This is a genomic window from Xenorhabdus santafensis (genome assembly GCF_033949405.1).
GTDB classification, from domain to species: Bacteria; Pseudomonadota; Gammaproteobacteria; order Enterobacterales; family Enterobacteriaceae; genus Xenorhabdus; species Xenorhabdus santafensis.
On the sequence record NZ_VCDN01000044.1, the window covers coordinates 81604 to 108476 of the forward strand.

The window sequence follows — 26873 nt, forward strand, 5'->3', positions numbered from 1 at the left end:
ATTCCCTTATTAGCTAATTATGGGATATATAAACGTTTCTTACTTAATAGAGCAAAGAGTATACATGACGACGGTATTTAGATGCCAGAGAATCTCCGGAGCCCAAAGTAGAAATGATATCCATCAACATCTTTTTCACTGCACCATCCGCAGCAGCAAGATCTTTTTTCAGAAAACCAAACAGCAACTCAAGTGCTTCTTCATTACGACCAACTTCGTGTAATTTAGCCGCAAGTTTAATAGCTAATTCTGCATTTTCTGGTTGGGTTGCCAGTTCTTGTTGAAGTTGTTGGATCTCGGGTGAATCAGCCGCTTCTCTTAGGGACTTAATACCTTCCAGCAATTCATGATAATGCTCGTCCTGCTCTTCCAATGGCACGGTATCCAACAGATTTTGGGCGTCATCGAGGTGATTTAAAGTTAAGTGAACTTGAGCCAACAGCAAAATGACATGCGTATCCTGCGGATCTTCCTGATGGAGTGTTTTCAATAAAACTAAGGCTTCCTGATTGTTGCCAGTGGCAAGCAGCTCATTGATTTGTTCCAGCGGTGATTTTTCTTCCTGACCGAGAATCTGAGCGAACATGTTTCTGATTGATTCATCAGACTGGATGCCTTCAAAGGCATGCACAGGGCGGGCTTCTTGCACAAACATGGTTGTAGGTAAACCACGTATGCCAAATTGTGCCGTGATATGGGGAAGCTGGAGGCTGTTAACTTTTGCCAAAATAAATTGCCCGGCATGCTCATGCGCTATCTTATCAAGAGTGGCTTCTAATTCATGGCAATGAAGGTCTTGCGGAGACCAGAAATAGAATACGACGAGTTGATTAAGTGATTGTTGAACTATTTCAGCAATATTGGATTCATCAATGTTAACAATATAACCTGCGTTACTGTTTGTATTCAGTGTAGCTTCCATTGGGCATTCCTCTCTGGTTCTTCGTTGCAAGGTTTATACCAATAAATAAGGCTCATTTATTCGTTTTTCAATGTTCATTGGCTGTTCATTAGCTTTGCCAACGAATAATTTTGTCCAGCCATTTTTCAGGGAGTATACGACGTAACACTTTTACTGCGTGAGTCAATAATGTAACAGGATAGCGTAATTTCGGATTGGGACTTTCCAGTGCGTGAATGAGTTTAGAGACAACATCTTCAGGCTTTAGGGTAAAACGGCTGGCAAGCCCCGGGTTTTCGACAGGATTATCTTGCTGTGTTTGGTTTACATTATCTGTAAAACGCGTATGGATTGGGCCTGGTTCCAACAGGCTGACTTTGATATTTGTGTTTGCCAATTCCCCCCGCAACGCATCAGACCATGCTTCGAGCGCATATTTACTGGCGGCATAAGCACCACGGCGAGGGGTAGAAATAAGCCCCATTACTGAGCTGGTCTGGACAATTCTTCCTTCACCATAAGCGCGTATGGCTGGCAATAACAGGCAAGTTAACTGGTGGGTACCAAAAAAGTTAGTGGAAAACTGCTTTTCCATTTGCTCGCGGGAAACACTTTCCAAAGGCCCATAAACACCGAATCCGCCATTATTGAAAAGGCCAAACAAACGGCCACCGGTTAATTCGATGACTTTTTTGGCTGCAAGCTCAACGCTTTCCTTATTATCTAAATCCAATTCAACCGGTTCAAACCCCAATTCACTCATGCGTGCCAAATCGGCGGCCTGACGGCAGGCTGCGAGTACACGATAACCACGTTGGTGCAGTGCCTTCGCAGCAGACAATCCAATTCCACTAGAACATCCAGTAATGAGAATTGCTTTTTGCATAACTTTACCTGTTTTTTTGCATCAATTATGGAAATAAATGATTACTATTGAGAAACATCCTTACTTAAGGATGATTGATGTATTTTGATAGGTGATGGGACATCCAATTTGCAATAAAGGGTTGAGCATTTTTATTAGGGTGTAACCCGTCATCCTGCATCCACTCTGGTTTGTCAGCAACCTGTTCCATGAAAAATGGCAGTAAGGGAATTTGGTTGCGCTCAGCCAGGGCTGGATAAATTTTTGCAAAGGATTCGGTATAGCGTTTCCCATAATTAGGTGAAATTCTGATTTGCATTAGCAAAGGCTGTACCCCAGCTTGCTTAATCAAGGTAATGCCCTGTTGCAAATCTTGTTCTATGTTTTGAATAGGAAAACCACGCAGGCCGTCATTGCCGCCAAGCTCTAGCAAAACCCACTTGGGTTTGTGCTGTTTCAGTAATTCAGGCAGGCGTTCAAGTCCCTGAGAGGCGGTATTGCCACTGATACTGCCATTGACAATAACTGTTTTTTTACCGGCTTGTTGCCACTGTTTTGCCAGCAGAGAAGGCCAGGATTGTTCAACAGGCAAACGGTATCCGGCACTGAGACTATCGCCCAATATCAGCAAGGTATCAGCCGCTGCTGCTCTGGCGCTGCATAGCAACAATAATAAAAGGAAAAATACATGGCTGTAGAAAATATTCTTGAAGTTCATCATCTCACTAAACACGTTGGTCAAGGGGAACAGGTAATTAATATATTGCAAGGTGTTGAGCTGATTGTCGAGCCAGCACAAACAATTGCATTAATTGGTGAATCAGGATCCGGTAAATCAACCCTATTGGGGATCATCGCGGGATTGGATGATGGCAATGCAGGTGATGTTCATTTATTGGGACAGAATATCAGCCGGATGAATGAAGAGCAGCGGGCACAGTTACGGGCAGAAAATGTCGGTTTTGTATTTCAATCATTTATGCTGATTCCGACCTTGAACGCATTGGAAAATGTGCAGCTTCCTGCATTGTTGCGGGGAGAGGCGGAAAATAAAAGCCGACAACAGGCCATTGAATTACTCGAACAACTGGGGCTGGGAAAACGCCTGAAACACATGCCAGCCCAGCTTTCAGGAGGGGAACAGCAGCGGGTGGCGCTAGCACGGGCATTCTGTACTCGTCCTAAGATTTTGTTTGCTGATGAACCAACAGGAAACCTTGATCGGCAGACAGGGGATCGCATCGCCGATTTGCTGTTTTCCCTCAACCATGATTACTCCACAACATTGATTTTAGTGACTCACGACAGCCAACTTGCTGCTCGCTGTCAGCGTCGTTTGCGTTTGGTGGATGGAAAATTGAGGGAAGAAGTATGATTTGGCGCTGGTTTTGGCGTGAATGGCGCACGCCTTCTCTTCTGATTGTTTGGTTATCCCTGACGTTGGCCGTGGCTTGTGTACTTTCGTTAGGCCGAATTAGTGATCGTATTGATCAGAGTGTGCATTATCAAAGCCGGGATTTTTTGGCGGGTGATTTGGTTTTAAGGGCTTCGTATCCGGTTGATGAAACATGGCTGAAAAGGGCGCAGGAACAAGGCCTGACCTTGAGCCGCCAGATCTCATTTTCGACCATGACATATGCAGGGGATATTCCGCAATTGGCTCAAGTGAAAGCGGCAGATAACCGCTATCCGCTGTACGGTGAGCTGGAAACCAATCCCCCAAAATTAAGGCCAGAACAAGGTACTGTGCTGGTTGCTCCCCGCCTCCTGAGATTGCTGGGCGTTGAGGTCGGCGATAATCTCGATGTGGGAGATGCCACACTGAAGATCAGCGGAGAGTTATTGCAAGAGCCGGATAGTGGTTTCAGCCCATTCCAGATATCACCTCGAATTTTAATTAATATCGCTGATGCTGAAACAACGGGAGCAATTCAGCCGGGCAGCCGTTTGACCTATCGCTATATGTTCTCCGGTGCTCCGGATGCTATCGAATCATTCCGGCAATTTGTGGATCCACAATTAAAAGCCGATCAACGCTGGTTGACGCTAGAGCAAGACAATAGTGTATTGGGCCAATCCATCGAACGTGCCCAGCAATTTTTGTTGCTGTCGGCGTTGTTGACCCTGCTGCTGGCCGTGGCCGCTATGGCGGTTTCAATGAGTCATTATTGCCGCAGCCGGCATAATCTGGTTGCCATCCTGAAAACGTTGGGAGCAGGTCGTTGGGCTTTGCGGCAGTGGATCATCGGGCAATGGCTAGTCATATTAAGTGCTGCCATCGTTCTGGGTTCCGTTTTAGGTTTGATATTTGAATCAGCACTGATTCGCATTTTGGCAGGAATGCTGCCCAAGATGCTACCCGCAGCCGGAGTGTGGCCTTGGGTATGGGCTATCGGAGCGTTATTGGGGATTACCTTGCTGGTGGGGGTTCGCCCTTATCATCAACTCATGGCGACTCAACCCTCTCGGGTATTGAGAAGTGACATAACGGCCGCGATTTGGCCATTGCGTTATTATCTGCCGGTCGTAGCCATGATTTTAACCGGGGGATTGATACTGCTGGCAGGCACTAAGCCCCTGTTGTGGTCATTGTTGGCAGGCATTCTGATTATCGCGCTATTATTGGCGTTATTGGGGTGGGGCGGGTTATGGTTGCTGAGACGAGTGACATTCCGCCAGTTAAGTTTGCGCCTGGCGGTCAACCGTTTGATCTGTCGTCCATTTCAAACCATGACACAACTGGCGGCATTTTCTCTGTCATTCATGTTATTGGCTTTGCTTGTCATGGCAAGAGGCGATTTGTTGGATCGTTGGCAACAACAATTACCGCCTGACAGCCCGAATTATTTCCTGCTTAACATCACTCAGCCACAAATTACGTCGATTAATGAGTTGTTGGCTAAGCACCAAGTGAAACCCACCGAGTTTTATCCCGTTATCCTCGCACGCTTAACTGAGATAAATGGGCAATCTGCCATAGAATGGGCTGATAAAAAGCATCCCAATAGTACAACAGTGCGCCGTGAACTGAATTTAACATGGAAATCAGCGCTGCCGCCTTTCAATACCGTTATCAAGGGAACATGGCCACCGAAAGCAAACGAAGTTTCCTTGGAACAGGGCGTTGCAGAACGGTTGAAAATTGATGTGGGCGATCAACTGACATTCACGGGTGATACCCGAACTTTTCATGCCACAGTGAGCAGTATCCGTAAGGTCGATTGGGAAAGTGTGAACCCGAATTTCATTTTTATCTTAGCCAAAGAGACATTGGAAAATCAGCCTAAAATGTGGCTGACCAGCTTCCATTATGAAGGTAACGGAAAGCTGCTGACGGAGATCAATCGCCATTTTCCGACTATCAGCATGTTGGATATCGGCTCAATCGTCAAACAGGCACAAGGCATTTTGCATCAAGTCAGCAAGGCATTGGAGATTATGGTTATCTTGGTCATGATTTGTGGCGCATTGCTTTTGCTGGCACAAATTCAGGTAGGCATGAGCCAGCGCCAGCTTGAATTGGTGGTGTATCGCACTTTGGGGGCGAGCAAAAAACTATTGCGTCGTACATTGTGGAGTGAATTTGCACTGCTTGGTTTTATGGCAGGTTTAGCTGCGGCATTTGGTGCTGAAGTTGCACTTTGGTTATTGCAGACTCAGGTCTTTGATTTTCCTTGGCAACCGCAATGGCAAATGTGGATCTTGCTTCCCATCATGAGCAGCCTGTTACTCTCACTCTGTGGTGGTTGGTTAGGAATTCGGTTATTGCGGAGGCAAAGCCAGTACCGGCGTTTGCCGGAGTAACGCGAAAAACCGGTTTGATATGGGGAAGGCTTTGAATGGATGTCTTCCCCATTGCCGGAGGTCATTACCGGGCATTCTCAGAGTATTCTTCCCTGAATCTAGGGAGTATGTGATCACCAAACATCTTCAATCCCTTGATATAATCGGTGAAAATCAACATAACACCATCCAGTTCGCAATTGCGCATTAAACTCGACAACTGCTTATAGCAATTTTCTGGCGTTCCGATAATCGTTTGAGTCATAAAAGCCTGCTTGGAACGCTCAACCATCGCAATGTTTTTTCCGCTCGTATCAAGGCCATAACTGTTCATCATATTTTTGACACCCTCCACATCCACGCCTTGGCGATAAAGTTGGGCGAGCGTTTCTGCATGGGCATCTGTTTCGGCGAAAATAATGGTACACAAGCTGAAAGTTTTGGTTGTTTTATTATATTCAGCGGCGATGCGTTTGGCATTTAAACTGATTTTCCGGGTATCTGCTTCATCTCTGCCACCGATAAAACAAACATCGGCATTTTGTACACTGAAGCGAAGGCCCCGCTCGGATTGACCGGCACAAAATAGGCTAGGGCGAGGATTGGAAAGGGGCTTGGGTTCAGAAACACATTGTTTAAGGTTAAAATAAGTTCCCTCATGATCCACTCGCTTTTCACGCCAAAGCCGCTTGATAAGCTGTGCCCATTCTGTTGTCATGGCGTAGCGTTGGGTATGATCCAGGCTGTCATCCCATGCTCCCATTTGCTCAAACTCATCCCGGAATGAGCCGGAAACAATATTCAGGCCTGCACGCCCTTGGCTAATATGATCCAACGTGGTAATCATTTTAGCTGTAACCGCCGGATTATGCAGACCAGCATGGACTGTGGCTATCAATTTTGCGCGATGTGTGACCTCTGCAATACCGGACAGCATCGTAACCGCTTCCAGTGAAGTGCCCCAGTGATCAGTTTCGCCGCCAAAACCTTTCCACTTGCCTATAGCCATAATGTAGTCAAGGCCGATTTGATCGGCAAGAATAGCAGCCTCACGGTTTTGTTTATAAGACGCATCCAAGGGAGGCGTGTTTTTGGAAACTATCCACCCACCATTGGCGATGGGCAGAAATACACCGAACTCTTTCTTCGACATTATCATTTCCTTGTTTGTGTGAGTTGTTTCAGTTCATTTATCCCCCCATTCAGTAAATTGAACTTCTTTTTATGGCTGTTCTCTCAGTTTCTGAATGGGAGGTTTCATCAGCAACGTGACGACAATAACAACTAACACAGGAATAATGATGATTAAAAATGCTAAAGTAAAACTGCCGGAATAGTCTTTAATGGCTCCGGTAAAGAAAGGTGCCAGACAAGCCAGTGTGGAAATCAGGTTCATGATGGAAAACAGTTCCAGATAAGGTTTGCGGCCAAAATAGTTAGCCAACAAAACGCTGGAAGCAAGAAACGTCACGCCATATCCCATACCGACACACACCGCGAATGCAATTAAAAACGGCCAGGAAGACGCAATACTGAGTGCAATCAAGCCAAGAATGATAATCGTCAGACTGCCAAGCAGTAATTTTTTGGGATCTATCCATTCGCCGACTGCCCCGCCAGCCAATCGGGAAAAAGCATTGATAAAGGCCATCGAGCTTAATAAACCTGCGGCGATAGCTTCACTGAAACCATTTTCAATGATATGGGCAACGGCGAAACTATTGACGGTAATACCACACCATAAAAATGCCGTGTAGCTTGCGGCAATGACATAAAATTGCCATGTCCTCAATGCATGATGCACAGTCCAGTGTTGTTGGGTGCGATAAATGCTGGGGGTGTCCTGATTATAATGTTTTTGGTTTACGGCCTTGGCATGGGCAATTTCCCGCTTTCCTTCCTGAAGAATAATAATTGTCAGGAGCACGAAAATGGTCAGTACGATTGCGGAGATCATCCAATGCATTCGCCATGTTCCCCAAACACGGGTTGCGAGAAAATAGATCCAAGGGCCAATCACACCCCCCAATCCTCCAATCGTAAAATAGAAACCGAAGGCAAGGGATTGTTTTTCATATAGGCGTGAAATGACATAAGTACCGGGAACAGTAGCCAAAAAAGTAAAGCCGACACCAATCAGAGCCGTACCGATAAAGTACGATAAAATAGCGTGTGTGTTATAAAGACTATAGAAACCCGCCAAAAAAATCAGCAGGCCGATCGCCAAAGTAAAACGAACACCAACCTTACGAATAAATATCGTTGGCAGGAAGCTGGACAACCCACAAGTCAAGCCAAGCAGTGTGAAGCCTAAACCGGCATTAGTCCAACTCCAGCCCAACTCATTAATCATGCTGGGAAGAACAACGCCCAATGAGGTAAATGTTGTTGCGGTGGATAAAAAATAGACCATACCTAAAAGTATCAGCACAACCCACTGATAAATGCGCCCGAACTTCTCGTGTTGAGTGGACATTGTGACCCCATCAAGGAATTAAAAACGGCACTATCTTAAGTGTTTATTAGAAAAAGCTGTACCTAATAAACATCCCATAGCTAAATTGATTGGTGCGAAAGTAAGGCGTATCTTTAATTTTGTACTTATTTTTTCCAAGGTTTACGACAACGCCCGTCCAAAGATGACCTGATTGATAGCCCAATTGTTTTCCTAAGTCATAGTGCAACTCAGGTTTGAATTCGAGCATCTCAGGATTGTCCCGCCGCCCCAGAGTGTAATCGAACGTTCCGACGACACGGAAATCACCCAATCGATTATTGAAAGGTATGCCGTAATCAATATGGATACGCTGGTCGTTCCAACTGCCTTTGGCGTTGTTCTCAACATAAAAGATAGTACGCAGCCAACTGAACCCGCCTACCTGCCAATCAAGGCTGATACCGGGGAAATAGTCATATTTCATGTTTTTGGTCTTGGCAATCCATTGAGCGAACAAGATATCTTTCAATGGGCCATAGGAAAAATCATACCCTGTAATTTTGCTGGCACTAAGCCTTGGCACAAATTTATAGTAATAAGTGCTTTTATCGCCGTTATAGTCATGCTGCAAAGCATTTTGCCAAATGCTGTAAACATACATATCACCGATTTTATAATCGCCAAAAGCTTCTACAATGGGGGAAATGGTTTTTTGAGGGTCGATTTTGTTTTCAAATTGAACGTAAAGGCTGGTATCAATAGATTGAAAATTAACAAAATCATTGGATTGCGCAGGCGGAGAAAAAAGACAGTATAATGAAATAGCAGGCAACACTGAACTCGCCGTCAGCCGTGGTCTGAATGTTTTGTTTTTTTCTTGCTGGGTGAGAAATGGCACTTAGTTGCTCCTCGTTATTTTATGGACAATGAGGTTACTTCCTTTATGTCCTATAAATTAACGTCATACTTAGCGAAGAACCAGTACTAAAACCAGTAATTTGACTGAAATGAATATCGCCATTCCATTTCACGACTTTATAAATAGCTTTCTCTGATTTTAGAGAGACTATAATAAGGTACTGATGTTAACTTCAGTACCTTATTAAAAATGAATCTGGTTTTGATAGCGTTAAATGACCTGTTTCACTTTTTTTATATTAACTATCAACATCTGATAATGTGATTTTATTAACAATGCCGCTATTACATTCTATTTCAACTTGTATCCCGGAAGATTTTGCAGTAAGTAACAGAGTGAATAATGCTCTGCCATAATCAGTATTTATCCCGTAGCTTGGAGATAATTGCATCCAGTTATCTGAGTCTCCTGATAATGTGAAAGTTGGGCTATAAGAAGCATTATAATATTGAATAGAGCCGATATAACCTTTACTTTCCTTAGAGCAGGAATGAGCGTGGGCAAATCCAATGGAGAAAGAAAGAGTGGCTAGGAATATAACGTAATTGAGGAGTTTTTTATATATCATGATGATTATCTCTCTTGTTTTTTAGTCTGGTTTTTGTTGGTAATCTGCGAATGTATTTTTATTTATTGCTCTAATTAGAACATCTTCATAAAATATAATGTTGTTACGATTTTCCCTCGTAAAGGTACTCTGACTCGTTGGTCCCTTTCTTTGTATTGAAAAAGATTATTGCGGCCACCAATTACTAGTTGGTGTAAATCAAGGAAAATAATAGGGATTGGGTATTTTATTCTTTTTCCGGGTGAGGCATTATTGATGATTGCTCGTGTATATGCGCATTGCATAGCTTGGGCATAATTCAGAGGAGTCCCTGGAAGGGTTGTGTCTTTATAATAATCAGTGTAAATTATTGCTTCAATAGGTATATCCTGAGGTTTGTAGTTTAAACTCTTCCACGATCTTATGACGACTTCATTTTGAATATAAGCTCGTTCTTCATGAGAAAGATTTATAGATCTTCTTGCTTCTAAATTTAATGCAAAATCTTTTGCTCCAGTCATCCTGTCAGAATCAAAAGAGCATTGATGGGCATACCTCCTTGGGTGATCACCTGTAGGTATTTTATTGAAATCCTTTTTCCATTCTTCGAGTGTTGTTATTCCTCTTGCAGAGCAACGGCCTGGAATGTTTGGGAATAACTTACTTCTTGTGCACCCCTTCTCATATTCGTATTTCGATGGGCGTTCACGAGAGACACCGTCAAGGGGATAAGCACATTTAGCATAAGCCTGCTTTCCATATGGATTTCTGGATGTAACGCGTCCATTAATAGCATAGGATATAAATCTGTCATGAAAAAATTTATAAGTGTTAAGATCGGCACGGAAATAAGAGAATGCTTCTTCGTTACCTTTCCAAAATTCGGGCTGATCTAATACAACTGCTTGCAATAAAATCCCACTGCACTCGTAAGCTGGGCTGCTATGGTTGCTTTGTGTTTTGCATTCATTGACAAGATTGTTAAACCGTTTATTAAGCCTTTTCGCTATAACTTCGCCACTCTTAGGCTCTTTGTATGTTAACTTATTGGTAAAACTTATATTTCTACAGAGTTCCAAATCAGGTTTCTTATAAGCAAAAAGAGCTGTTGGTATCAATATAATAAATACAGATAAATATTTTTTGAATTTAATTTTCATTGTTTATATCCTTTTTTAATACTGGATAATGTAATTTTTATTATTTTATATTTTTTGTTTTATTAAAGGTTAAAGTTGTTGCTGAAGGGCAATTCCCAGTAAATTAATTTTTTATTTTTAATGATGTGTGATGAACCATATCTTAAATAAAAATTAGCTTATAATGAAAATAGGTTATCACTTGATAAGTTAAAGTTATCGCTCTTTTTAAATAAAGCTGTCCGATTGGGAACTGAGATGGATGTTATATGTATAAATTTTATAATATGGATAAAATATTTTGGTTTTTAATATGGAATGAAATTGGTGCGATGAGGTGGTGAAAATAAAGTTAAATGTTATTTCTGGAAAATCCATAATTTCAATGGATGCAGGCGTATTATAAATAATAAGCGGTAAGCTATTTTGGTGCACTACCGCTTTTTTGGAATATTATTTAACTTAATTTATTTTGTGCCCATTCCAACCCGCTTTGATATTCCTCAGGCAATAACGGGATTAATTTTTGTAAGGTTGCTTTTAATATATTGCAATCAGCATGAACTATATTCAAATGACCGACTTTACGAACAGGGCGCACTTCCTTTTCATACCAATGTAAACGAACCAAGGGCAGATTCAGCCATGCGGGATTTATTCCAGTGCCTATCAAATTGATCATGACTGATGGCGCAAATATTTCGGGTTGCGGCATTGGGAGATTTAGAATGGCTCTCAGGTGGAGTTCAAACTGACTGATGGATGCACCATTTTGCGTCCAGTGGCCGCTATTATGAACCCGTGGAGCTAATTCATTAATCAACAAATTATCACCCACAATAAAGCACTCCATCGCCATAACACCAACATAGTTCAGGCGCTCCATGATGGCTGACAGCATTTTTTCTGCTTGTTGCTGTAAATTCTTATCTGTATCAGGCAACGCAACGCTGGTGCGCAAAATACCGTCCTGATGCAAATTGTGAGTCAATGTATAGAATACTGATTCACCTTTGGCGTTACGGGCGCCAACCAGAGAGACTTCGCCTGAAAATGGAATGCCTTGCTCTACAATGCATTCACCGTAAATTTCAGGGGGCAATTCAGTTTCATCGCCCGGTCGGATGCGCCATTGGCCACGGCCATCGTAGCCGCCTGTCCGGCGCTTAACAATGATAAAATCTCCTAATTCAGCAAACAGTTGCTGCCATTGACTGGGATCGGAAAGCAGTTTCCACGGTGCGGTTGCCAGACCTAAATTATCCATAAGTTGCTTTTGTGGTAAGCGGTCAGCTAATTGCGGGAAAATATCACGATTGATAAAAGCCTTATGATGCGCTAATTCCCGCGTTAATGCCGTTTCTGGCCAGCGTTCAATTTCTGCGGTAATCACACTGCTCTGGTAGGGAACCGCTTCTGGCTCGGCATCCAATCCAACAGGATAAACAGCAATTCCCAACGGTTCTCCTGCCTGACGCAGCATTCGGCCTAACTGACCATTTCCCAATACGCAAACGGGTTTCATGCATCCTCCCGTGGATCAGGATTATCCAAAACATCCTGTGTTTGTGTCTGGCGCCACGCTGATAAACGTTGAAACACGGCGTCATCATGCAAAGCCAGTACCTGAGCTGCCAACAATGCTGCATTTGCTGCACCGGCTTTGCCAATTGCCAATGTACCGACTGGAATGCCCTTTGGCATTTGGACAATAGAATACAGGCTATCAACACCACTTAACGCGGCACTTTGAACAGGAACCCCAAATACAGGAACTAATGTTTTGGCTGCCAACATTCCCGGCAAATGTGCTGCCCCACCAGCACCTGCGATAATGACATCAAAACCGTTTTCTTTCGCTTGTTCAGCAAACCGGAAAAGTTTATCTGGTGTCCGGTGTGCCGAAACAATTTCAACATGAAAGGGGATGGCAAGGTCGGACAAAATATCAGCGGCATGTTGCATGGTTGCCCAATCACTTTTTGAACCCATGACAATGGCAATTTTAGCGTGATATTGCGTGGCATCGTGTTGAGTGGCTGCCATTGAGATAGCGTTTGTGGAAATAGCGTTTGTGGGATCTGAGCTGGCCGTCATAAATCAGATGCTCCTGTATTAGGCTGTCTACCAGAACAAGGATAATGTTTAAGTTAGGCGATCATATCACGCAGATTCCGTTAGGAAAACGTTTGCGTTTTTTGATTTGGCTATTTTTTTAAAAAATTAATCCTAGATTCAAAAAGGGAAGGATATCAGTTCAATGTCGTTTTCTGTCACCTTGAACATTGATCCCTTATCATGCCACGCTCCCAATACCCCGCGATGCACGGTTTTATTTCCTAGTTGAATGTCATGTATTGCCGGGCGATGAGTATGCCCGTGGATTATCCAATCGGCCTGATACCGTGCAACATGTTCAATCACCGTTTGCTGGTTGACATCCATAATAGATTCGGATTTTTGCCGGTTGGCATATTGACTGTTGGCACGCATTTTGGCGGCGATTTTCAAACGGATAAAGAGAGGGAGCAACAAAAATAGCCGCTGTATCCACGGAGTATGGACTTTCTTGCGGTATTGTTGATAACTGACATCATCGGTGCAAAGTGTATCGCCATGCAGGATCAGGATACGCTTGCCATACAGTTGCAACACTTTTTCCTGTGGCAGCAAAATTAAGCCGCTGTTTTTGGCAAAACGGGAGCCCAGCAAGAAATCGCGGTTACCATGAATGAAATAACAAGAAACTCCTTTCTGTTTCAACTCATAGAGTGCTTGGGCTATCTGAGTGTGAAGTGGGTTGGGATCATCATCACCAATCCAGTAATCAAAAAAATCACCAAGGATATAAAGACTTTCGGCATGGATTGCATCCTCACGTAAAAAACGCAGAAAACCGGCAGTAATTGCCGGTTCTTGCTGGCTGAGATGCAAATCTGCAATAAACAGCGTGCTCATGTAACGATTAACTATTCTTTCAGTTTTTTCAGAATGATTATTCGCTGACAGTAACGCGTTCGATGATCACATCTTCACGTGGTACATCTTGGTGCATGCCGCTGCGGCCAGTGGAAATGCCTTTGATTTTATCAACGACGTCCATGCCTTCAACGACTTCAGCGAATACGCAGTAACCCCATCCATCAGGACGTTCTGAGCGGAAGTTCAGGAAATCGTTGTCAACAACGTTGATGAAGAACTGGGCAGTTGCGGAATGTGGATCATTCGTACGTGCCATCGCGAGAGTGCCACGGTTATTTTTCAGGCCATTGTTGGCTTCATTCTTGATTGGAGCCTTAGTGACTTTTTGGTTCATGCCTGGTTCAAAGCCACCGCCCTGAATCATAAAGCCATTGATAACACGGTGAAAGATTGTATTATCATAAAAGCCTTCAGAACAGTAACTTAAGAAGTTTTCTACAGTTACAGGCGCTTTATCTGCAAATGTATTGATTACGATATCGCCAAAATTGGTGTGGAAAGTCACCATAATAGAAATCCTAATAATAGTTTTGATTGACCCTGTTTTCAGGGTGTCGGAGAACGCTGTTATACCATATCTGCGATTTTGAGTCAGTATTCTGAAAGCTGTATCAGACGCCGCATCAAAAGAAGGCTGATTTGCAGTACTTGCAATACATGGCATATCAAGGTGAAATATCTCACTTGGCTTCTCTACATGCTAGTTTATTTATCTTCTTGATGAAGAAGTCTATAGCCAATAAATTTATTTGATTTTATTACACGTACATCAATTTTTACGGAAAACCCACTGATGCTAAAAATTTTCAACACTCTCAGCCGCCAAAAAGAAGAATTTAAGCCGATTCATGAAAAGAAAGTGGGCATGTACGTGTGTGGTATCACCATCTATGATTTGTGTCACATTGGTCACGGCAGAACATTTGTTGCATTTGACGCCATTGCCCGCTATTTGCGCTATCAGGGATATGATCTTACCTACGTGCGCAATGTTACGGATGTGGATGACAAAATTATCAAACGTGCAATTGAAAACAATGAAAGCTGTGACGATCTGACCACACGCATGCTGGCAGAAATGCATAAAGATTTCGATGCATTAAATATCCTGAGCCCAGATTTAGAACCGCGGGCAACACACCATATCCCTGAAATTATTGAAATCACCCAACAGCTAATCAAACGTGGTCATGCTTATGTCGCTGCTAACGGCGATGTGATGTTCTCCATTGATTCTAATCCGAATTATGGCCTGCTTTCCCGTCAGGATTTAGAACAATTACAGGCGGGGGCTCGTGTTGAAGTTGCTGATGTAAAACGCAATCCAATGGATTTTGTCCTGTGGAAAATGTCCAAGCCGGGCGAACCTAGCTGGGAATCTCCTTGGGGAGCGGGGCGCCCGGGCTGGCATATCGAATGTTCCGCGATGAATGGAAAAACATTGGGGCATCATTTTGATATTCATGGTGGCGGTTCTGATTTGATGTTCCCGCATCATGAAAATGAAATTGCTCAGTCTACTTGCGCCCATGACGGCCCATATGTCAATTACTGGATCCACTCTGGGATGGTCATGGTGGATAAAGAAAAAATGTCCAAATCACTGGGCAATTTTTTCACCATCCGTGATGTACTGAAATATTATGATGCTGAAACTGTGCGCTATTTCTTGTTGTCCGGCCATTATCGCAGCCAGTTGAATTATACAGAGGAAAATCTCAAACAGGCACGTACTGCGCTTGAGCGTTTGTATACCTGCTTGCGTGGCACTGATCAATCGGCTCAGCCTGTTGGCGGAGAAACATTTGAAGCACGTTTCATTGAAGCAATGAACGATGATTTCAATACGCCGGAAGCCTATTCAGTGCTGTTTGATATGGTGCGTGAGATCAACCGTCTGAAAGCTGAAGACATGACGGCAGCGAATGGTCTGGCGGCTGAACTTCGTAAACTGGCGGGGATCCTAGGCCTTTTGGAACAAGATCCAGAGCATTTCTTGCAAAGTGGGGCTCAGTCTGACGCTGATGATGATGTGGCTCAAATCGAAGCATTGATTAAACAACGCAACGATGCCCGTAAAAATAAAGAATGGGCGCTGGCCGATGCAGCACGCAATCAGTTAAATGAAATGGGTATTGAGCTGGAAGATGGCCCACAGGGAACAACGTGGCGCCGTAAATAACCTCTTGATTGACTGCTCATTGTCAAAATCCCATAGAACCGCCCGCATAGGGCGGTTCAGTCTTTTAACGTATCAGCGCTTTCACCGTGGTATCTTTTAGCAGCATAACAATCGCATATCAGCTAAATAAAACAGCTCAATTTATTGATGAACGCTTAGATATTTAGGATAGAAAATGTTTCCGGAATGATACGTCGTTTTTCCTGAAACTGAATTCCGCTTCATGGCAACAAAAGAAGAATTACTCAGATGTTCTGGTAGTTGATGTGCAGTATCACCAGACTTGAGAAGAGAAATCGTCACTCTAGGTTTAGAATTACTTACTTTATAAGACATACCCAACAACCTTCTTGCAGCTCTATTACTTAACATAATCAACTCCTTTTCAGTTGTAAGCCAGTCTCTGAGTATAGCGATTAATTAGAAAACCAAAAGGTCATGAATGTGCTTATTCATTAATATATTGCCTATGTCACATAAGTAACGCCCTAAAACCGTAGTTCATCGCCTTACTCCTCACATCTCGAGGAGTAAGGCGCTTTCAAAATCTAAGAGTATCACTATGATGAAAACCTATTTATTAACTTGCGGGTAAAACCAGACAAATTGGCGATCGTAAATATTGAGATCATGCCGCTGATTATTATCAACGGGTATTTTTTTATTGTAATCTTTAGCAATGATAGAGCGATTGGTTGTAAATTCTTTTTGAGTAAACTCGCCCATTACAATTAGTTTCCCGATATAAGCTTTAACGGGCATATTTGTGATATTGGCAAGTTCTTGGGCGAAGCCTGTTTTTCCTAGGTGGCAACAACAGAGTCTTATATTATTAATATTATAAGTATAGATTAGTGTTCTTATATAATAAAATAAATCTTTAGGTCTTAGGTGGTGGAGGCGATAATCCAAAGTAGAATAGGTATTGTAGCGCCTGTTCCCATGACCGACAATATTTAACCTCATAGGTAATTCATTTTTGGGAATATCAATAAAATAAATAATTCCATTATTGAGATGTTGAAATTCTACACTATGTTCATTCCAATTTAATATTTCACTTTGCCTTATTCTTGGGGTTGTCCATGAATTTATATGCTTGGATGATGCTGTTGGTGTTCTATCTATTTTTCTTATTAAACTGTCTAGTATGTCTTCATCTTCACGATATCTTCCCATGATAGGGTTCTCATTGTTTTAAGGATATTATTGGTGTTTTTTAAAGTTATATAAATTACATAAAACTTTCATGAAGCTATTTAATTAAAAAATAGCACATTTATAGATCTAATGTGCTATTCGCTTGTGATGATATTAATAATATAGTTTATGTTTCTACTCGAACAAATTCACCATTAAAAGAAACAATTTTGCCCGCAGTAATCTTGCAACGTTTGCGAGTTTCAATTTGGTAATCCACTTCAACTAAACCTTCTGCAATTACAGCCTTTGCAGCAGCACCGCTTTCACTCCATCCCTGGAATTTCAGCAAATCGCACAGTTCTACATAAGGGTGCCCATCTAAAGAAAAAATTTCCATCAGTAACCTTCAGTTGTATCTACATCATGATATTCCTCGCAAGCCTGCAAGGTATTTTGAATCAAAGTTGCAACAGTCATTGGGCCGACACCGCCGGGCACAGGAGAAATCCAGCTGGCACGTTCGGATGCTTTATCAAAATCCACATCACCGATAACCTTGCCATTTTCCAGTCGATTAATGCCGACATCAATCACAATCGCCCCCGGTTTGATCCACTCACCGGGAATAAAATTTGGCTTACCGACAGCAACAACCAACAAATCAGCCTGTTCAACATGCTGGCGTAAATTTTGCGTAAACCGATGTGTTACCGTAGTTGTACAGCCGGCCAGCAGCAACTCAAGGCTCATTGGCCGCCCTACGATATTAGAAGCGCCAATAATAACCGCATTCAGCCCATAAGTATTGATATTGCAGCGCTCAAGCAGAGTTACAATCCCACGTGGGGTACAAGGGCGCAGTTTTGGGGAACGCTGGCACAGACGGCCGATATTATAGGGATGGAATCCATCTACATCTTTATCAGGATGAATACGCTCCAGAACTTTGACATTATCAATACCGGCAGGTAAAGGCAGTTGAATTAAAATGCCATCAATTTCTGCATCGGCGTTCAGATTATCTATTAGAGAGAGCAATTCGGCTTCGCTGGTAGTATCTGGCAGGTCATAAGAGCGGGACATAAAACCGACTTCTTCACAGGCGCGTCGTTTGCTTGCGACATAAATCTGGGAAGCGGGGTTTTCTCCCACCAAAACAACAGCAAGGCCTGGGGCACGTTTTCCGGCAGCCACACGTTGCCTAACCTTTTCTGCAACTTCGCTTCTGATTGTCTGCGCAATCGTTTTCCCATCAATAATTTTTGCTGACATGTATTTAAGATTCCATCATCAAGTATAGGAATAGATGCTATTTTGTCAGAACATGAACCGCCTGTCAGTTTTATTGATAATCATAAAATGAGCATATGAGCGAAAAGGCCATTGACTCATTGGATTATGCCCGTATAATCCGGTGCTACATCAAAGCATTAACGATGTTGCTTATTCTGCATACCGTAATGCGCCCTTAGCTCAGCTGGATAGAGCAACGGCCTTCTAAGCCGTAGGTCACAGGTTCGAATCCTGTAGGGCGTACCATTAAAATCAATGACTTAACAACTTTTCTCTAGACCTTGCAGGAAGTGCAGGTGCTCTAATGGGTGTCTTAAGGTTTTTTCTCGTTGACCCACTGTTCATAAATTTCTTCAGGCCAACCCAAAAAAATTCCGCTTTCCGTTTTTGATGGTTTTGGGAATTCGTTTCTTTTTGCCCACATCCGCCACAGTGTAGGATGACTCTTTCCTACCAATTTGCACATCTCCTTAAGACTAATGTATCGCGTTGCCATGACTTACCATTTCCTTTCTAATAATTGTAATTGCTTGCCAAAGCCACTCTGACAATTTTTTCTGTGGCTACCTTTCTAACTGTTACCCTAAAATGGTGTATTCCAGCTCAGTCCACGACTGGGGGATGCCATTTGAATTTTTTGATCTTTCGTTGTAGGGCATCTCATCAGATGCCCGTTCGTCATATCAGTCTAAGAATTGTTTCCTGTTTTCATCTGCAATATTGGTCATGTCGGCAGAAACACCCTTCAGATTTTTCATTATCTGGAGAAGAATTGTGGGTTCCTTTATTTGCTTATGAGATAATTTGTTCATGATTTAAATGCATTTTTAATGCAGCGTTCAGTTGCCATATAATATATACGTTTCATATTCTATTCTTATGTATAACCGGTTTGAATTTATATTGAGATATTCCCCGGTGCAGGCGCTATAATTAATTATTATACTTATAAAAAATATGGATTTTATTTATTGTCTTCTTGTATAACGATCCCCTATCGCCGATAGATTTTTATTTTTTGTCTTAATAAGGGGTATGATATCAATTAAATACATATACCGTCCTCTTCGTTTGTAAAGTGCATAACCATAATCGATAATGGTTTCTAATTTATAACAAGAAACCGGTTCTGTATGTTTTTGGCTGGCCAGATAGGTTGTCAATATATGATGTTTGAATTCATTTCTGTTTTTTATATCCATACAATCATTCTGTTTTTTGTACTTATTATATGAATTCAGACACGGGGCTAACAAAAAGGTGGGATGTGTTGTTCCTGAGTACAGGATGTTTGCTTGTGCGATATTTGCAATAATATATTTAATGTTTATAGCATTTTTTTGTTTTGTAGTCGGTTTCTCGATGGTGCCAGAAATAAAAGTACTCATAAATCCTCGCCATTAATCTTTTAGTGATTATTCCTATCACTTTGATGCGCCTAACATTATCACTTAAGTTCTGTTAAATCCATACCTATAGTGATAAAAAATGCTTCTATTTAATTATCCTATTGATATTAAATAATTTTATAGCATGCAAATTGTTTCTTTTATTGATAATTACTATGGGTTTAGTAACATCCAAGACGCTGTGTTAAAAAGACAGTGTCTTGGTGTTAAAGAGTGGAGTGATATTGGGAATATTTCGAGTTAGACCGGGAAGTTATGCAGGCAGGCTAAGGCTAAGGGAGAAAATTATCGTCTTCGTTTCATGTCGCGAAATAAATAGACAATAACACCGACTATCTCAATGTCAGACGAGATGGTTATCAACGGAATACGTGTATCGTCAACAGACAAAAAACCGACAGAGCCGCCTTGTTTATAACGATAAACCGAATAATGATCGCCTATGCGCGCATACACTAAATCATCATTGGCTATTTCTTCATATTTACCAACAACGATCAACGTTCCTTCCGGTGCTTCAGCGCAACCTGTATTTTGAGTGATACGGTAAGCCCGACATGAATCAAAATGGGTCTGTAGTCCAGAAAGGACTGGCACCATGAATGATTCATGGGTTTCGTGCTCTCCCTCATAAATTTTTATAGGCACATAACGGTTGTTATGCATGACCGCAAAATCTGCCTCATCAATTTGATATTTATTGCCACTGCCATCACTGAGCCATTCCGGGCGTACGTCAAGTGCCTTGGCCAAATCAACAAGCTTACCGGTTTTGGTTGCTTTCCCTGAGAGTAATTTCCATATCATGGATTGAGCCATGCCGGCTTTTTCTGCAAGGGCGGATTGGGTAAGCCCTTTATCTGCCATGGCTTCTTTCAATCTATCAGCAAGAGTCATAAGTGCCTCATGAGTGGTTTACCTTCGTGTTTACAGAGAACAAATTAATTTATCTCTTCAGTTCAATCTCTGTACCGATGAGGAAACTATTTAAAAAGGGTTATTGGCTCTAACGGTCTGTGAGTTATCCCCGCCCTTACGAGGAGCCAGCGAGCTTAGGTAAAGACACTGGCGAACCATGATTGTTATTCCCACATTTACGTGAAATACAGGGTATAGCCCAAGAATTCTCTGTCTTGGCGCCTCTGTTTCTCATTCTATCTCTAAAGTGATACCTTTACAAATACACCAATAGTGATTTACATTGATCTTTAGTGATATTTGTATGACTGTGGTGTTGGAGAAGGCATTAATGAAAAACAGCGTGATAAACAAAGTGATAAAAATTGCAGGGAGCCAAACCAAGCTGGCTCAGGTTCTTGGGTGTAGACAATCTCTTATCAGTGCCTGGTTATACGGAAAAAAACGGGTTTCGGTGTCATTGGTGCCTGATATCGTGGTTTTTTCGAACGGAACAGTGCACGCCCATGAACTGCGTCCTGATCTGCCTAAAGTTTTTCCACCGCCTGAAAACCAAACCCAAGAATAAATTCCCGTCGAGTGTTGATTATGTATGGCATTTGAGATGAGCCCGATATTTAACGTACGGTAATAGGGAGGAAGCATCATGAGTATGGGTCTGATGGCGAAGGCAATGAGTATCAGGGTAGGGAATCCCCTGAGAAAATTGGTGCTTATCAAATTAGCGGATAATGCAAACGATAAGGGCGAGTGCTGGCCTTCATACCGGCACATCGCAGATCATTGCGAATGCAGTAAGAGTGCGGTGAGAAGTCACATTGATGCGTTGATTGAGATGGGGCTGCTTATCAAGGAAAACCGGCTGGGTAACCATAATGGTAAAGGTAATGCCTCGAATTTATATTACCTGAATTTATCGGTTGCTCCTATGCCACTAAAAAGCATACCCCCTGTGCTACCAGAAAACATACCTATGCCACCTATTGGCACTCCTGTGCCACCAAAAAATATACCCCCTATGCCGCCAGATGGCACCAGAACCAGTCACTCTTTTGAACCGGTCAAGGAACCAGTCAAAGAACCTATAAAACCCAAAGGGACCAGGCAGGAAAAAAAGACAAAAAAATCAGAATTTGATCCACTCACAGCTAAACCTGAAAACGTCAGTATCGAAACGTGGGCGGAGTGGGTGAAGTTCAGGCAGGAAATCAGAAAACCTCTGACAGAAACCAGTTGCCGGCAGCAAGCTAAACAATTAGCGGGGTGCATTAATCCTGACGAGGTCATCAACACCTCCATTGCTAACAGCTGGCAAGGGTTATTTCCTGATAAACCGAAACCCGGGCGGCAGTCACAAGCCAACACACATACTGGATTTGAGCACAAGCGTTATGAATCACACGGCGCGAACTGGACAAAAAGTCTTTGAGAAGGAGAAGACGCAATGGAAGCATCTGATTTCGGCATATTGAATATTGTTCCCCGTTTTGCGCAGGCCAGCTTTGCTACCTATCAGCCGCAGAGTCTGATGGCAGAAAACAATCTGAAAATTTGTCAGGGCTATGTCCAGACATGGGCGGATCGTAAGAAGGCTGGGGAAGGAATGATCCTGTGTGGGCGTCAGGGAACGGGGAAAACGCATCTTGCTGCCGCTATCTGCCGTGAGATTGCTGTAGGGGGTGATGAGGATGTATTTATCACCACCGCACCACGCCTCATCCGGGCTTTTCGTCGTTCGTGGAATAGCGAAGGTGAGATGAGCGAATTTGATACCCTGAGATTTTATAGTGAGCTGGATTTGCTGGTAATTGATGAAATTGGCGTGCAGTACGGCACGGAATCTGAACGTAATATTCTGTTCGAGGTGCTGAATAATCGTTATGAAGATCTGCTGCCCACGATTCTAATCAGTAATGTGCCCGTGACTGAGCTGGCTCAGTTTTTAGGTGATCGGACTCTGGATCGGTTGCTTCAAGGGGGGACGGTATTGGCATTTGATTGGGAAAGCTACAGAAGGGAAACGGTATGAACGAATATGATTTAGAAGCGGCGGTCATCAGTGGCTTGCTATCAGGCGGGGCGACACCGGACGCCTACGACGTATTGGCTATTTTGCCGGATGATGCATTCAGCTCCGTTCATTTGCAGCGAGTGTACGGGGAAATTAAAAAGCAGGCCCTGAGCAGTGCCATTATCGATCCCTTTTTCATTGCAGATGCGATGGGGGAAGAACGCGGCATTTTGGCTAATTTATTGGAACTGGCTAAGACCCCAGTTTGGCGGGCGAATTTAAAAGGTTATGCTGAAAAAGTTATGCGCTACTGGCGTGTACGTCAGGTCACTGAATTGATTAACCGTTACCAGAAAGATATTCATGCTTGTAGAAATCATATGCAAGCAGAAGTTTTGATCGAGGCCTTTGCTTCCCAATTCAATGAGATATCGCGGAATGACCGCAGCTTGCAGCCTGTTGTCATAGGCACATTACTGGATGGCTATGTCGAAACGCTGGAGGCGCGTAATCAGGGCAAGACAGGCATGATCCTGACGGGAATTGAGCCACTGGACGAACTGACAGGCGGATTTAACCCGACTGACTTAATCTTACTGGGTGGGCGACCGGGCATGGGAAAAACAGAATTGGCTCTGTATATGATTGATGGAATGACCCGCGACGGCGGCGGTGTCTTACTGTTTTCCATGGAAATGGCGGCACAACAAATTGCTGAGCGTATGGTGGCAGGTTCGGCAGCAATGCCCGTTTCTAAGCTCAGAAATTGTGAACTGTATGATGAAGACTGGGGACGCATTGGCAATGCACTGGGTTCTCTCATCGATCGAGATATTCATGTTCTGGATGCCAGCGACCTGAGTATTGAACAAATCTGTGCCATCAGCGAAACACATAAGCGCCGGCACCCTAACCTGAAAGGGATATTTGTGGATTATCTCGGGCTGATTAAAAAACCGCGAACTGAGCGTCATGATTTGGGGGTGGCGGAAATATCGAAGGCATTGAAAGGATTGGCTAAACGGTTACACACGCCAGTCACGGCATTGAGCCAGTTATCAAGGGAGGTGGATAAGCGGCCTTTGCATCAGCGCCGGCCGGTTGCCTCTGATTTACGTGATTCCGGCTCGTTGGAGCAGGATGCGGATCGCATTCTCTTTACTTATCGGGATGGGGTGTATAACCCGCTTAGCCCCGCCAGTCAGTACGCGGAGATTATTCTGGAGAAAAATCGTCATGGGCAAACCGGCACGGTTTATCAGGCATTCAGGCACGGCCATTACCTGCCGACTGATCAGATAGCTGCTGCTGAAGTGTGCCGCAGGCCGCAACACACCAAACAAAAACAACGCTGCTATTCCGGCAGGGCACTTTAACAAGGGAGTGGGCGAATGCGTGATATGCGAATGATCCTGAATCAATGGGGCGCATGGGTTTATGAGGGCAAAAGCCCGGTGGACTGGCCCTCGGTTGCTGCCGGATTTAAGGGATTGCTGCCCCGTAACCGAAGAATGCGTTCTCCGTGTTGTGATGATGATGGCATGGCGCTGGATGCGGCTGTATTGCGGTTGAAGCAACACGATCCTTACTTATTCCAGCTTATTGTGCTGCACTATATTAAAGGGATCGCATTGCGGTCAATGAGTGACCCATTAGGGATTTCCCATAACGAAGTGACCAAACGGGTACAGGTAGCGGAAGGATTTATCGAAGGCGTACTGGCGGCTTCCGGGGTGACGTTGGAAATAAATAAAGGTGTGCGAAAAGAAGTGGTTAAAGCGGTTGCGTAATTACAAAAGTCGGTATATTGTGATAAGCGTGACTGCAATGTCAACGAAGATACCGATTTATCAGGCCTCGCAAATGCGGGGCTTTTTTGTACCTGGAATAAACATAAGACTTGCTGTTGTCCTTGGTCAGAGTTACATGTATGTTCATGCACAAAAACTCACCAAAAGGTTAACTTTATCATGTTAAAACATGAAGATATGACAACCGCCGCCGCCTGCGTTTTAGAAACTCTTCCTTCACATGATTGGGTCTCGGTTTCCGATGTTTCTACCTTGACAGGGGTGCCTGAACCCCGCTGCCAATTACTGTTAACGCAATTTCGTCTGGCGGGTTTGATGGAAAGCCGGGACAACGACACGTTTTTCAAGCGCAACCCTTGATAAGATGATGTCTTTCACGGTGAAAAGTTAAATCTTTTCACCGTGGCTTTCCTAAAATCCGCCAGCGCCGATTTTAGGAAAAACCCCTGTGCTTTTAAACTCTGTCACATTAATTAACGACGACTCACTGAAATTTATCAAAACCCTGCCGGATAACTGTATCGATTTAATCGCCACTGACCCGCCGTACTTTCGTGTGAAAGACTGTAGTTGGGACAAGCAGTGGGCAGACACTACGGCATACCTTGCGTGGCTGGATGAACTGCTTGCTGAATTCTGGCGGGTACTGAAACCGAACGGCAGTTTGTATATGTTTTGTGGTTCGCGTCTGGCCTCTGATACGGAACTGCTGGTGCGGGAACGGTTTAACGTGTTGAACCATATTATCTGGGCGAAACCCTCTGGCCCGTGGCGCAGGCAGAATAAAGAAAGCCTGCGGATGTATTTTCCCGCCACCGAACGGATTATTTTTGCCGAACATTACCAAGGGCCATACCACCCGAAAGGCGATGGCTATTTCAAACAATGTCAGGATCTGAAACAGTCGGTGTTTAAACCACTAGTGGATTATTTTCGTGATGCGCGAAAAGCGTTAGGTGTCACGGCAAAAGCTATTCACGCCGCCACCGGAAAGCAGATGGCCAGTCACTGGTTCAGCGATAGCCAGTGGCAGTTACCTAATGAAACTGACTACCAAAAATTGCAGGTGCTGTTTAACCGTACCGCTAAAGAAAAGCACCAGTGTGGTGAATTGAGCATCCCGTATGCGGAGCTGGTGGATTCCCATTTCACTCTGTCGCGTCAGTACGATGAATTACGACAGGAATATGGTTTGATGCGCCGTCCGTTCTCGGTGACAGCCACCGTGCCGTATACCGATGTTTGGCAGTTTGCCCCTGTTCAGTATTATCCGGGTAAACATCCCTGTGAAAAACCGGCAGAACTGATGGCACATATTATTCAGTCCAGCAGCCGGGAAGGGGATCTGGTGGCTGATTTCTTTATGGGGTCTGGTGCAACGTTGAAAGCTGCGCTGAAACTCAATCGCCGTGTATTGGGTGTAGAGATGGAAGAAGAACGTTTTCATCAAACTGAACGAGAGATAAATAAGGTTATGTGTTTAAAATGAAAGATTATGATTGATAAGAGTAATTGATTATATTTTAATGTTACTTTCATTGAAATATAGGGAAGTAACTCGTGTACAGTGATATTGTTGATCCGAAAATATTGAATATTTTTTTACGTTATATGATTAACGCAGCTCGTCATAAGAGGCTAATCCCTTATTATGAGTTACAGGGAATTTTTGGCCTTGATCGTGGAACAGTGGGAAAATATGCAGGTTGTTTAGGACATTTTTGCTATGATAATAACTACCCGTTATTGAACTCCTTAATTGTCAATGCTGATAACCCAAGGCCATCTTATGGTTATGATGAATGGATGTTGGAAGCTGAGGTAGAAGTAAACTGGGAAGAGGAAATGTTCAAATGTTTCAAGCATTATCACGTTACTTCAACCAATGCTAAGCATTTCGAAAATCTTACCGGGATGACGAAAGAAGTAGCAGACTGGTTTGATTAAGGGCTTGCTTCTACATATTGTAAGATAGAGCAATGATCCAATAAGTTCTCAAAATAAATATGACAAGGCCGCTTTACGTGGCTTTTTTCATAGTTGCCACCACAATCACATCTGTATACACGCATTGCGGCTCGCATCCTATTAACAATAACTCACAGGGGTTGATATTACTCACCCTAAGGACACCTATTGTTCTAATAAGGGAATATTAAGATGAAAGAAAATCCTGATATTTGGGCACACCTCAGTAACTGGCTCATATCAATAAAAGAACAAGGTATCGGGGCAATCCTCGCCGGAACAATGGCTTTCCTTCGTGGTCACTATAACGGCGGTGGTTGGATAAAGGTATCAATCGATGCTTTTATGTGTGCCATGTTCGCTTGGTTTATTCGTGATGTGCTAAATCTGTTTGGCCTGAATTCGGATTTAGCCTATATCGGCAGTGTAATGATTGGTTATTTGGGTACAGATTTTATCGGCCAATTGTTACGTAAGGCCGCAGAGAAAAAAACGGGAACATCTTCAGATGGAAATCAGCGATAAAGGCCTTGAGTGCATCAAGCAGTATGAAGGCCTGAAGCTG

31 protein-coding genes and 1 tRNA gene are annotated in these 26873 nt (G+C 43.3%); 13 read left to right on the plus strand and 19 right to left on the minus strand.

Going from position 1 to position 26873, the window contains the following annotated elements; translation table 11 throughout:
• Positions 1–43 precede the first annotated feature (43 nt).
• The 3 genes from FE392_RS11690 to tesA all read right to left on the minus strand — a co-directional run bounded on the left by FE392_RS11690 (position 44) and on the right by tesA (position 2484).
• On the minus strand, positions 44–922 hold the full coding sequence (locus tag FE392_RS11690; protein ID WP_319930399.1) for a tetratricopeptide repeat protein: 879 nt from the start codon (positions 920–922) through the stop codon (positions 44–46).
• A gap of 88 nt (positions 923–1010) precedes the next feature.
• Complete coding sequence (locus FE392_RS11695) at positions 1011–1787, minus strand: SDR family oxidoreductase (RefSeq protein ID WP_319930400.1); 777 nt, start codon at positions 1785–1787, stop codon at positions 1011–1013.
• Between the two features lie 64 nt (positions 1788–1851).
• Entirely contained in the window at positions 1852–2484 is a 633-nt protein-coding gene (gene tesA / locus FE392_RS11700; protein ID WP_319930401.1) for a multifunctional acyl-CoA thioesterase I/protease I/lysophospholipase L1, read from the minus strand.
• Between tesA and ybbA the strand changes: the two genes are divergently transcribed.
• Together ybbA and ybbP are read left to right on the plus strand one after the other, a co-directional pair.
• On the plus strand, positions 2455–3141 hold the full coding sequence (ybbA, locus tag FE392_RS11705; RefSeq protein WP_319930402.1) for a putative ABC transporter ATP-binding protein YbbA: 687 nt from the start codon (positions 2455–2457) through the stop codon (positions 3139–3141). The genes tesA and ybbA overlap by 30 nt on opposite strands.
• Positions 3138–5570: a putative ABC transporter permease subunit YbbP gene (ybbP, locus tag FE392_RS11710; RefSeq protein WP_319930403.1), complete on the plus strand. Its 2433-nt coding sequence runs from the start codon at positions 3138–3140 to the stop codon at positions 5568–5570. Before ybbA ends, ybbP begins: the two co-directional genes overlap by 4 nt.
• Before the next feature lie 64 nt (positions 5571–5634).
• Here ybbP and FE392_RS11715 read toward each other — a convergent pair whose 3' ends face one another.
• From FE392_RS11715 to ppiB, 9 genes are all read right to left on the minus strand, one after another.
• Positions 5635–6702: an LLM class flavin-dependent oxidoreductase gene (locus FE392_RS11715; RefSeq protein WP_319930404.1), complete on the minus strand. Its 1068-nt coding sequence runs from the start codon at positions 6700–6702 to the stop codon at positions 5635–5637.
• A gap of 69 nt (positions 6703–6771) precedes the next feature.
• Entirely contained in the window at positions 6772–8025 is a 1254-nt protein-coding gene (locus tag FE392_RS11720; RefSeq protein ID WP_319930405.1) for an MFS transporter, read from the minus strand.
• A gap of 46 nt (positions 8026–8071) precedes the next feature.
• Positions 8072–8884, minus strand: coding sequence for an outer membrane protein OmpK (locus FE392_RS11725; protein WP_319930406.1), 813 nt, complete (start codon positions 8882–8884; stop codon positions 8072–8074).
• 259 nt (positions 8885–9143) lie between these two features.
• The gene (locus FE392_RS11730) at positions 9144–9473 is read right to left on the minus strand and encodes a hypothetical protein (protein ID WP_319930407.1); all 330 of its coding nucleotides are present in this window, start codon (positions 9471–9473) and stop codon (positions 9144–9146) included.
• Between the two features lie 74 nt (positions 9474–9547).
• Positions 9548–10612: a hypothetical protein gene (locus tag FE392_RS11735; protein ID WP_319930408.1), complete on the minus strand. Its 1065-nt coding sequence runs from the start codon at positions 10610–10612 to the stop codon at positions 9548–9550.
• A gap of 436 nt (positions 10613–11048) precedes the next feature.
• Positions 11049–12116: a 5-(carboxyamino)imidazole ribonucleotide synthase gene (gene purK, locus FE392_RS11740; RefSeq protein WP_319930409.1), complete on the minus strand. Its 1068-nt coding sequence runs from the start codon at positions 12114–12116 to the stop codon at positions 11049–11051.
• Entirely contained in the window at positions 12113–12637 is a 525-nt protein-coding gene (gene purE / locus FE392_RS11745) for a 5-(carboxyamino)imidazole ribonucleotide mutase (RefSeq protein WP_319930433.1), read from the minus strand. Before purE ends, purK begins: the two co-directional genes overlap by 4 nt.
• Positions 12638–12826: 189 nt before the next feature.
• Positions 12827–13549: a UDP-2,3-diacylglucosamine diphosphatase gene (gene lpxH / locus FE392_RS11750; protein WP_319930410.1), complete on the minus strand. Its 723-nt coding sequence runs from the start codon at positions 13547–13549 to the stop codon at positions 12827–12829.
• 37 nt (positions 13550–13586) lie between these two features.
• Positions 13587–14081, minus strand: a complete 495-nt coding sequence (gene ppiB / locus FE392_RS11755) for a peptidylprolyl isomerase B (RefSeq protein ID WP_319930411.1) — start codon at positions 14079–14081, stop codon at positions 13587–13589.
• A gap of 285 nt (positions 14082–14366) precedes the next feature.
• On the opposite strand from ppiB, the gene cysS reads away from it, so the two are divergent.
• Positions 14367–15755, plus strand: coding sequence for a cysteine--tRNA ligase (gene cysS, locus FE392_RS11760; RefSeq protein WP_319930412.1), 1389 nt, complete (start codon positions 14367–14369; stop codon positions 15753–15755).
• A gap of 141 nt (positions 15756–15896) precedes the next feature.
• Here the strand turns inward: cysS and sra are convergent, their stop codons facing one another.
• The 4 genes from sra to folD all read right to left on the minus strand — a co-directional run bounded on the left by sra (position 15897) and on the right by folD (position 18170).
• Positions 15897–16127 (minus strand): stationary-phase-induced ribosome-associated protein, encoded by a 231-nt coding sequence (gene sra / locus FE392_RS11765; RefSeq protein ID WP_319930413.1) that lies wholly within the window; start codon positions 16125–16127, stop codon positions 15897–15899.
• A 201-nt stretch (positions 16128–16328) separates the two neighbouring features.
• Positions 16329–16934 (minus strand): DUF8616 domain-containing protein, encoded by a 606-nt coding sequence (locus FE392_RS11770; protein ID WP_319930414.1) that lies wholly within the window; start codon positions 16932–16934, stop codon positions 16329–16331.
• Between the two features lie 148 nt (positions 16935–17082).
• Positions 17083–17295 carry a ribosome-associated protein YbcJ gene (gene ybcJ / locus FE392_RS11775; RefSeq protein WP_319930415.1) on the minus strand — a complete coding sequence of 71 codons (213 nt, stop codon included), beginning with the start codon at positions 17293–17295 and terminating at the stop codon, positions 17083–17085.
• The gene (folD, locus tag FE392_RS11780) at positions 17295–18170 is read right to left on the minus strand and encodes a bifunctional methylenetetrahydrofolate dehydrogenase/methenyltetrahydrofolate cyclohydrolase FolD (protein WP_319930416.1); all 876 of its coding nucleotides are present in this window, start codon (positions 18168–18170) and stop codon (positions 17295–17297) included. Before folD ends, ybcJ begins: the two co-directional genes overlap by 1 nt.
• 190 nt (positions 18171–18360) lie before the next feature.
• Here folD and FE392_RS11785 point away from each other — a divergent pair.
• Positions 18361–18437 (plus strand) — tRNA-Arg (locus FE392_RS11785).
• A gap of 67 nt (positions 18438–18504) precedes the next feature.
• Here the strand turns inward: FE392_RS11785 and FE392_RS11790 are convergent.
• From FE392_RS11790 to FE392_RS11800, 3 genes are all read right to left on the minus strand, one after another.
• Entirely contained in the window at positions 18505–18687 is a 183-nt protein-coding gene (locus tag FE392_RS11790; RefSeq protein ID WP_319930417.1) for a helix-turn-helix transcriptional regulator, read from the minus strand.
• Positions 18688–19159: 472 nt separating this feature from the next.
• Positions 19160–19579 carry a hypothetical protein gene (locus tag FE392_RS11795; RefSeq protein WP_319930418.1) on the minus strand — a complete coding sequence of 140 codons (420 nt, stop codon included), beginning with the start codon at positions 19577–19579 and terminating at the stop codon, positions 19160–19162.
• A 306-nt stretch (positions 19580–19885) separates the two neighbouring features.
• On the minus strand, positions 19886–20497 hold the full coding sequence (locus FE392_RS11800; RefSeq protein ID WP_319930419.1) for a helix-turn-helix domain-containing protein: 612 nt from the start codon (positions 20495–20497) through the stop codon (positions 19886–19888).
• A 352-nt stretch (positions 20498–20849) separates the two neighbouring features.
• Here FE392_RS11800 and FE392_RS11805 point away from each other — a divergent pair, with 352 nt between their 5' ends.
• The 9 genes from FE392_RS11805 (at position 20850) to FE392_RS11845 (ending at position 26833) form a co-directional block, all read left to right on the plus strand.
• Positions 20850–21086: a transcriptional regulator gene (locus FE392_RS11805; protein WP_319930420.1), complete on the plus strand. Its 237-nt coding sequence runs from the start codon at positions 20850–20852 to the stop codon at positions 21084–21086.
• Between the two features lie 78 nt (positions 21087–21164).
• Positions 21165–21947: a helix-turn-helix domain-containing protein gene (locus FE392_RS11810; protein WP_319930421.1), complete on the plus strand. Its 783-nt coding sequence runs from the start codon at positions 21165–21167 to the stop codon at positions 21945–21947.
• 15 nt (positions 21948–21962) lie between these two features.
• The gene (locus FE392_RS11815; protein WP_319930422.1) at positions 21963–22547 is read left to right on the plus strand and encodes an ATP-binding protein; all 585 of its coding nucleotides are present in this window, start codon (positions 21963–21965) and stop codon (positions 22545–22547) included.
• Entirely contained in the window at positions 22544–23905 is a 1362-nt protein-coding gene (locus FE392_RS11820) for a replicative DNA helicase (RefSeq protein WP_319930423.1), read from the plus strand. The genes FE392_RS11815 and FE392_RS11820 overlap by 4 nt, the downstream gene beginning before the upstream one ends.
• Before the next feature lie 15 nt (positions 23906–23920).
• On the plus strand, positions 23921–24319 hold the full coding sequence (locus FE392_RS11825; RefSeq protein WP_319930424.1) for an antiterminator Q family protein: 399 nt from the start codon (positions 23921–23923) through the stop codon (positions 24317–24319).
• A gap of 180 nt (positions 24320–24499) precedes the next feature.
• Positions 24500–24700, plus strand: coding sequence for a hypothetical protein (locus FE392_RS11830; protein ID WP_319930425.1), 201 nt, complete (start codon positions 24500–24502; stop codon positions 24698–24700).
• Between the two features lie 88 nt (positions 24701–24788).
• Positions 24789–25829 carry a DNA-methyltransferase gene (locus FE392_RS11835; RefSeq protein ID WP_319930426.1) on the plus strand — a complete coding sequence of 347 codons (1041 nt, stop codon included), beginning with the start codon at positions 24789–24791 and terminating at the stop codon, positions 25827–25829.
• A gap of 71 nt (positions 25830–25900) precedes the next feature.
• On the plus strand, positions 25901–26287 hold the full coding sequence (locus tag FE392_RS11840; protein WP_319930427.1) for a hypothetical protein: 387 nt from the start codon (positions 25901–25903) through the stop codon (positions 26285–26287).
• 213 nt (positions 26288–26500) lie between these two features.
• A complete protein-coding gene (locus FE392_RS11845; protein WP_319930428.1) occupies positions 26501–26833 on the plus strand; it encodes a phage holin, lambda family in 333 nt (110 codons plus the stop codon).
• Positions 26834–26873: the final 40 nt, after the last annotated feature.

Bases quoted from the DNA above. Each gene is read 5' to 3' on its own strand.
- folD (WP_319930416.1), bottom strand. From the start codon at position 18,170: ATGTCAGCAAAAATTATTGATGGGAAAACGATTGCGCAGACAATCAGA.
- ybbA (WP_319930402.1), top strand. From the start codon at position 2,455: ATGGCTGTAGAAAATATTCTTGAAGTTCATCATCTCACTAAACACGTT.
- purK (WP_319930409.1), bottom strand. From the start codon at position 12,116: ATGAAACCCGTTTGCGTATTGGGAAATGGTCAGTTAGGCCGAATGCTG.
- FE392_RS11735 (WP_319930408.1), bottom strand. From the start codon at position 10,612: ATGAAAATTAAATTCAAAAAATATTTATCTGTATTTATTATATTGATA.
- FE392_RS11795 (WP_319930418.1), bottom strand. From the start codon at position 19,579: ATGAGTACTTTTATTTCTGGCACCATCGAGAAACCGACTACAAAACAA.
- tesA (WP_319930401.1), bottom strand. From the start codon at position 2,484: ATGAACTTCAAGAATATTTTCTACAGCCATGTATTTTTCCTTTTATTA.
- FE392_RS11830 (WP_319930425.1), top strand. From the start codon at position 24,500: ATGTTAAAACATGAAGATATGACAACCGCCGCCGCCTGCGTTTTAGAA.
- purE (WP_319930433.1), bottom strand. From the start codon at position 12,637: ATGGCAGCCACTCAACACGATGCCACGCAATATCACGCTAAAATTGCC.
- FE392_RS11845 (WP_319930428.1), top strand. From the start codon at position 26,501: ATGAAAGAAAATCCTGATATTTGGGCACACCTCAGTAACTGGCTCATA.
- FE392_RS11825 (WP_319930424.1), top strand. From the start codon at position 23,921: ATGCGTGATATGCGAATGATCCTGAATCAATGGGGCGCATGGGTTTAT.
- FE392_RS11690 (WP_319930399.1), bottom strand. From the start codon at position 922: ATGGAAGCTACACTGAATACAAACAGTAACGCAGGTTATATTGTTAAC.
- FE392_RS11695 (WP_319930400.1), bottom strand. From the start codon at position 1,787: ATGCAAAAAGCAATTCTCATTACTGGATGTTCTAGTGGAATTGGATTG.
- FE392_RS11820 (WP_319930423.1), top strand. From the start codon at position 22,544: ATGAACGAATATGATTTAGAAGCGGCGGTCATCAGTGGCTTGCTATCA.
- FE392_RS11715 (WP_319930404.1), bottom strand. From the start codon at position 6,702: ATGTCGAAGAAAGAGTTCGGTGTATTTCTGCCCATCGCCAATGGTGGG.
- FE392_RS11805 (WP_319930420.1), top strand. From the start codon at position 20,850: ATGAAAAACAGCGTGATAAACAAAGTGATAAAAATTGCAGGGAGCCAA.
- lpxH (WP_319930410.1), bottom strand. From the start codon at position 13,549: ATGAGCACGCTGTTTATTGCAGATTTGCATCTCAGCCAGCAAGAACCG.
- cysS (WP_319930412.1), top strand. From the start codon at position 14,367: ATGCTAAAAATTTTCAACACTCTCAGCCGCCAAAAAGAAGAATTTAAG.
- sra (WP_319930413.1), bottom strand. From the start codon at position 16,127: ATGTTAAGTAATAGAGCTGCAAGAAGGTTGTTGGGTATGTCTTATAAA.
- FE392_RS11770 (WP_319930414.1), bottom strand. From the start codon at position 16,934: ATGGGAAGATATCGTGAAGATGAAGACATACTAGACAGTTTAATAAGA.
- ybbP (WP_319930403.1), top strand. From the start codon at position 3,138: ATGATTTGGCGCTGGTTTTGGCGTGAATGGCGCACGCCTTCTCTTCTG.
- FE392_RS11800 (WP_319930419.1), bottom strand. From the start codon at position 20,497: ATGACTCTTGCTGATAGATTGAAAGAAGCCATGGCAGATAAAGGGCTT.
- ppiB (WP_319930411.1), bottom strand. From the start codon at position 14,081: ATGGTGACTTTCCACACCAATTTTGGCGATATCGTAATCAATACATTT.
- FE392_RS11815 (WP_319930422.1), top strand. From the start codon at position 21,963: ATGGAAGCATCTGATTTCGGCATATTGAATATTGTTCCCCGTTTTGCG.
- FE392_RS11790 (WP_319930417.1), bottom strand. From the start codon at position 18,687: ATGGCAACGCGATACATTAGTCTTAAGGAGATGTGCAAATTGGTAGGA.
- ybcJ (WP_319930415.1), bottom strand. From the start codon at position 17,295: ATGGAAATTTTTTCTTTAGATGGGCACCCTTATGTAGAACTGTGCGAT.
- FE392_RS11810 (WP_319930421.1), top strand. From the start codon at position 21,165: ATGAGTATGGGTCTGATGGCGAAGGCAATGAGTATCAGGGTAGGGAAT.
- FE392_RS11720 (WP_319930405.1), bottom strand. From the start codon at position 8,025: ATGTCCACTCAACACGAGAAGTTCGGGCGCATTTATCAGTGGGTTGTG.
- FE392_RS11730 (WP_319930407.1), bottom strand. From the start codon at position 9,473: ATGATATATAAAAAACTCCTCAATTACGTTATATTCCTAGCCACTCTT.